This is a genomic window from Vibrio sp. 10N.222.46.A1 (assembly GCF_041473595.1).
GTDB classification, from domain to species: Bacteria; Pseudomonadota; Gammaproteobacteria; order Enterobacterales; family Vibrionaceae; genus Vibrio; species Vibrio tasmaniensis_A.
The window spans coordinates 1-697 of sequence record NZ_JBFRSN010001261.1; the positions used below are offsets into that span (position 1 = coordinate 1).

Here is a 697-nt window from a genome sequence, read left to right on the forward strand (position 1 = left end):
CCATTCTTTTTAACTTAATAAAAACAAAAAATTAGCAAATAACTCCGATTAAAGTATAAAAGTTAGGTTTATAATTGGTATGGATGCATTCGTTCGGTTTATGCTTGCGCTTGTAAGCTATTGATAAAGTGACAAATAAGAAACAACGTACGCTAAGTGAGCACATACTCTCCTGCAAAGTTCCTCTCGAAGGAAAAGAAAAACAGACAAATGAATGAAGTTTGACTTTCCCCTCGTTTTTACACTCATGTCACATCAAATTGACTGACTATTTTTGAACCGCTTTGAATCTCGGGTTGGATTTACAGATGACATAGAGACGACCTCTACGCTTTACTATTTGGCAATCTGGGTGACGGCTTTTCGCACTTTTCAGTGATTTCACAACTTTCATTCTATTTAGCTCCCTTACCTAATTGACCAAAACGACGAGTGAAGTTCGCAACGCGTCCCTCTTTATGTAGCACTCGCTGTTTACCCGTATAGAAAGGATGCGACTTTGACGACACCTCAATCGTGAAGTAAGGATAAGTATTTCCGTCTTCCCATTCGATAGTGCGATCTGTTTTCAATGTTGATCCGATTAAGAAGTACTCATCGACACTGGTGTCATGAAAAACCACGGGGCGGTAATCAGGGTGGATATTCGGTTTCATTGTATTTCCCTTAAATAACTAACTTGATATGTTATAACATA

2 protein-coding genes are annotated in these 697 nt (G+C 38.3%); both read right to left on the reverse strand.

From position 1 onward, the window contains the following. Positions 1-268: 268 nt before the first annotated feature. Positions 269-394: a type B 50S ribosomal protein L36 gene (gene ykgO, locus AB4496_RS25765; protein WP_009847431.1), complete on the reverse strand. Its 126-nt coding sequence runs from the start codon at positions 392-394 to the stop codon at positions 269-271. 1 nt (position 395) lies between these two features. Beyond that, positions 396-656 carry a type B 50S ribosomal protein L31 gene (locus AB4496_RS25770; RefSeq protein ID WP_009847432.1) on the reverse strand — a complete coding sequence of 87 codons (261 nt, stop codon included), beginning with the start codon at positions 654-656 and terminating at the stop codon, positions 396-398. Between the last annotated feature and the right edge of the window lie 41 nt (positions 657-697).

Coding starts and splice junctions, on each gene's coding strand:
- ykgO (WP_009847431.1), bottom strand. CDS start 394: ATGAAAGTTGTGAAATCACTGAAAAGTGCGAAAAGCCGTCACCCAGAT.
- AB4496_RS25770 (WP_009847432.1), bottom strand. CDS start 656: ATGAAACCGAATATCCACCCTGATTACCGCCCCGTGGTTTTTCATGAC.